This window comes from Luteibacter sp. P4_E6 (genome assembly GCF_056401535.1).
Genome location: NZ_JBFUJE010000350.1, coordinates 1 through 4,113, shown reverse-complemented (window position 1 = coordinate 4,113; position 4,113 = coordinate 1). Strand labels below are relative to the sequence as shown.

Annotated in this window: 4 protein-coding genes; 3 read left to right on the top strand and 1 reads right to left on the bottom strand. The window is 64.7% G+C overall.

Annotation, left to right across the window (positions count from 1 at the left end):
* Positions 1-881 (bottom strand): AAA family ATPase (locus AC1DT2_RS16940; protein WP_477297628.1); only part of this gene is annotated, 881 nt, incomplete at its 3' end.
* Positions 882-1,013: 132 nt separating this feature from the next.
* Between AC1DT2_RS16940 and hrcA the strand changes: the two genes are divergently transcribed.
* The 3 genes from hrcA to dnaK all read left to right on the top strand — a co-directional run.
* The gene (gene hrcA, locus AC1DT2_RS16935; protein ID WP_477297627.1) at positions 1,014-2,075 is read left to right on the top strand and encodes a heat-inducible transcriptional repressor HrcA; all 1,062 of its coding nucleotides are present in this window, start codon (positions 1,014-1,016) and stop codon (positions 2,073-2,075) included.
* Between the two features lie 86 nt (positions 2,076-2,161).
* Positions 2,162-2,698 (top strand): nucleotide exchange factor GrpE, encoded by a 537-nt coding sequence (gene grpE, locus AC1DT2_RS16930; protein ID WP_477297626.1) that lies wholly within the window; start codon positions 2,162-2,164, stop codon positions 2,696-2,698.
* Positions 2,699-2,795: 97 nt separating this feature from the next.
* Positions 2,796-4,113 (top strand): molecular chaperone DnaK (gene dnaK / locus AC1DT2_RS16925; protein WP_477297625.1); only part of this gene is annotated, 1,318 nt, incomplete at its 3' end.

Genomic DNA, 4,113 nt, shown 5'->3' with positions numbered 1-4,113 from the left:
GGGTCGAGTTCCACGTCCTGGGCGTAGCGGCCCAGACCGTCCACGGCTTCGCCCAGCTGGATCTGGGCGCTGTCGAGCAATTCGAGGGTAGGGACCAGCGAGGCATCTAGTTCGGCAAGTCGCGACAGCTCGGCATGAGCGCGGAGCAGGGCGCGACCGACCGCGAACTCACTCTCGCCATCGAGGATTTCGACCACGCCATTGGCGCCTTCGGCCAGCCTTCCGGCGTTGGCCAGGCGGCGATGCTGCGCTTCGAGTTCTTCCAGCGCGGCGGGGACCAGGGCCCACCGATCCAGTTCTTCCAGTTCGTGGGCGAGCAACTCGATCTGACGCTCGCGATCGTCACCACCGGAGAGCGTGCGGATGCGGGCGACAGCCTCACGCCACGACTTCGCGGTCTCGCGAACGCTCGTCTGCAGCACCTCGTTGCCGGCGTAGGCGTCCAGCAAGGCCATCTGATGCTGGCGCGAAAGCAGGGCCTGGTGCTCGTGCTGACCGTGGATCTCAACGATGAGCGCAGCCAGCGCCGACATCTGGGCGAGGCTCGCCGGGCGGCCGTTGATCCAGCCGCGCGAGCTGCCTTCGACGCGGATCACGCGGCGCAGCTGGCAGGTCTCGCCGTCGTCCAGTTCTTCCTGGCGCAGCCATTCGGTGGCCTCGGGCAGGCCGGTGAGGTCGAATTCCGCGGCGAGCTCGGCGCGGTCGCTGCCCGAACGCACCATGCCGCTGTCGGCGCGGGCGCCGGCCAGGAGCATGAGGGCGTCCACGAGCAGGGACTTGCCGGCGCCGGTCTCGCCGCTGACCACGGTGAGCCCTGGCCCGAAGGCAATCTCGGCTTCTTCGACGACGGCGAACTGGCGGACGTAGAGCGAGGTGAGCATGGCTACCGATGGCGGCGGATGGAATCGCGCCGATTGTAGCGGGAGGCGCGTCGCAGAAGCCGAGACTTGCAACAGGAGCGTCGAGACCTTATTGATAGCCGGACGAACCAACCCTCCGGCCCGCCCACGCGCATGAATCCGTTTTCCGGTCACGACATCGATGCACGCGCGCGCCGGCTGCTGCGTACCCTGATCTCTCAATACCTGTCAGACGGTGAGCCGGTCGGCTCACGCACGCTGGCGAAGTCGTCGGGCCTGGAAGTCAGCCCCGCGACCATCCGCAACATCATGGCCGACCTCGAAGAGGCCGGGCTGGTCTCCTCGCCGCATACCTCGGCCGGAAGAATCCCCACCCCGCGCGGCCTGCGCCTGTTCGTCGACAGCCTCCTCGAGCTCAAGCCGCTGCCGCGCGACGAGATGGCCCGCCTGCAGGGTGGCCTGCCGCCGCACCAGACGACCACGCGCGACCTGCTTGGCAACGTCTCACACCTGCTATCGGCCATGACCCACTTCGCCGGCGTGGTTACCGTGCCGCGTCAGGGCGACTTTCCGCTACGGMATATCGATTTCGTCAATTTGCCCGATGCGCGGGTGCTGGTGATCCTGGTTTTCTCGGATAACCAGGTGCAGAACCGCGTGGTCCAGCTGGCCCGGCCCCTCGAATCGGCGGAGCTGGAGCAGGCGGCCAACTACCTCAATGCCCAGTTCGCCGGCTTCCGGCTGGCGGATATCCGCGCGCATCTGGCCACCGAGTTGCGCGAGGCCGGCGGCGAACTCAATCGCCTGCTCACCGGCGTGGTCGAACTGGCCACCGCTTCGTTCAGCTCCGACGAGGACGCTGACGATGTGTTGGTCAGTGGCCAGACCAACCTGATGGGTTATTCCGAGCTGGCCGATATCGAGCGGCTCCGCGACCTTTTCGACGCTTTCCAGCAGAAGCGAGACCTGCTTCAGCTCATGGAAATGTGCGTCAAAGCCCCTGGCGTACGCTTGTTCATCGGCGAGGAGTCCGGTTTTTCGGCCCTCGACGGTTGCAGCATCGTCACCGCCACCTACGGCACGCAGGGCCGCATGCTGGGCGCGATCGGAGTTATTGGACCGACGCGTATGGCATATGAGCGCGTGATTCCGGTGGTACAAGCCACCGCCTCACTGCTTAGCGACGCCTTGAATCGCGCCGCGGCGACCTCATAAACCGCCACGGGAGGCGGGTTTAGTATTTCCCGCGAATGTTCGACCCTTCCTCGGAGGGGTCGGTACGCTGACATTTGGAGCAAGTAATGCAAAACAACGATCCCCACGTGCCGGATCCGGCGCAGGACGGCGGTGTGGCCGACAACGGCGTCAATGCCGAGATCGAGGCCCTGAACATCAAGCTGGCCGCGATGGAAACCGAACTGGCCCAGGCGCGCGAGACGGTGCTGCGCGAAAAGGCGGAGATCGAGAACCAGCGCCGCCGTATGCAGCGCGATATCGACCAGGCCCGCCGCTTCGCCAACGAGAAGCTGCTCGGTGAGCTTCTGCCGGTGTACGACGGCATCGCCCTGGGCCTGGCCAATCAGGCCGCGGATGCGAAGACCCTGCGCGAAGGTCTGGATATGTCGCTGAAGCAGCTGGAGAAGGTCACCCAGGCGAACGGACTTTCCGTGGTCGATCCGCTGCACCAGCCGTTCAATCCGGCGCACCACCAGGCCATCAGCTCGGTCGATTCGAACGAGCACGCGCCCAACACCGTTGTCGCCGTGGTCCAGAAGGGCTTCGTGCTCAACGACCGTCTGCTGCGTCCGGCGCTCGTCGCCGTGGTGCGCGACAACTGAACAGCTTCACCAAAGATATTGAATCGATGGGGGTTACCCCCATTTTCCAACACAGTCGCGGCCGCGGGGGCCGCATGAAATTCGGAGCAACGTGACTATGGGCAAGATCATCGGTATCGACCTCGGTACAACCAACTCCTGCGTAGCAGTGATGGAAGGTTCGACCGCACGCGTCATCGAGAATGCAGAGGGCGATCGCACCACGCCGTCCATCGTGGCTTTCACCAAGGACAACGAAGTCCTCGTGGGCGCGCCGGCCAAGCGCCAGAGCGTGACCAATCCCAAGAACACCTTCTACGCCGTCAAGCGCCTCATCGGCCGCAAGTTCACCGACGCGGAAGTCCAGAAAGACCTGAAGCTGGTCCCCTACGGCATCGTCGCGCATGACAACGGCGACGCCTGGGTGCAGACCGCCGACGGCAAGAAGATGGCGCCGCAGGAGATCTCCTCGAAGGTGCTGATGAAGATGAAGAAGACCGCCGAGGACTTCCTCGGTGAGGCAGTGACCGAAGCCGTCATCACGGTCCCGGCCTACTTCAACGACAGCCAGCGCCAGGCCACCAAGGACGCAGGCAAGATCGCCGGCCTCGACGTCAAGCGCATCATCAACGAGCCGACCGCGGCTGCGCTGGCCTATGGCCTGGACAAGACGGACGCGCGCGACCGCAAGATCGCCGTGTACGACCTGGGCGGCGGCACGTTCGACGTCTCGATCATCGAGATCGCCAACGTCGACGGCGAGAAGCAGTTCGAAGTGCTGTCCACCAACGGCAATACCTTCCTCGGTGGTGAGGACTTCGATAACCGCGTCATCGATTACCTCGTCGAAGAGTTCAAGAAGGAGCAGGGCATCGACCTGCGCCAGGACCAGCTTGCCCTGCAGCGCCTGAAGGACGCCGCCGAGCGCGCGAAGATCGAGCTCTCCTCGGCTCACCAGACCGACGTGAACCTGCCGTACGTCACGGCAGATGCCTCGGGTCCGAAGCATCTCAACATCAAGCTGACGCGCGCCAAGCTCGAGTCGCTGGTGGAAGACCTGGTCAAGGGCACGATCGACCCGTGCCGCACGGCGCTGAACGATGCCGGCCTGAAGATCTCGGACATCCACGAGGTGATCCTCGTCGGTGGCCAGACCCGCATGCCCAAGGTGCAGGAAGCCGTGAAGGACTTCTTCGGCCGCGAGCCGCGCAAGGACGTCAACCCGGATGAAGCCGTCGCTGTCGGCGCAGCGATCCAGGGTGGCGTGCTGGGCGGTACCGTCAAGGACGTCCTCCTGCTCGACGTCACCCCGCTGTCGCTCGGTATCGAGACGATGGGCGGCGTGATGACCAAGCTGATCGATAAGAACACCACGGTGCCGACCAAGGCCTCGCAGACCTTCTCGACCGCTGATGACAACCAGACCGCCGTCACCG

Bases quoted from the DNA above. Each gene is read 5' to 3' on its own strand.
- grpE (WP_477297626.1), top strand. From the start codon at position 2,162: ATGCAAAACAACGATCCCCACGTGCCGGATCCGGCGCAGGACGGCGGT.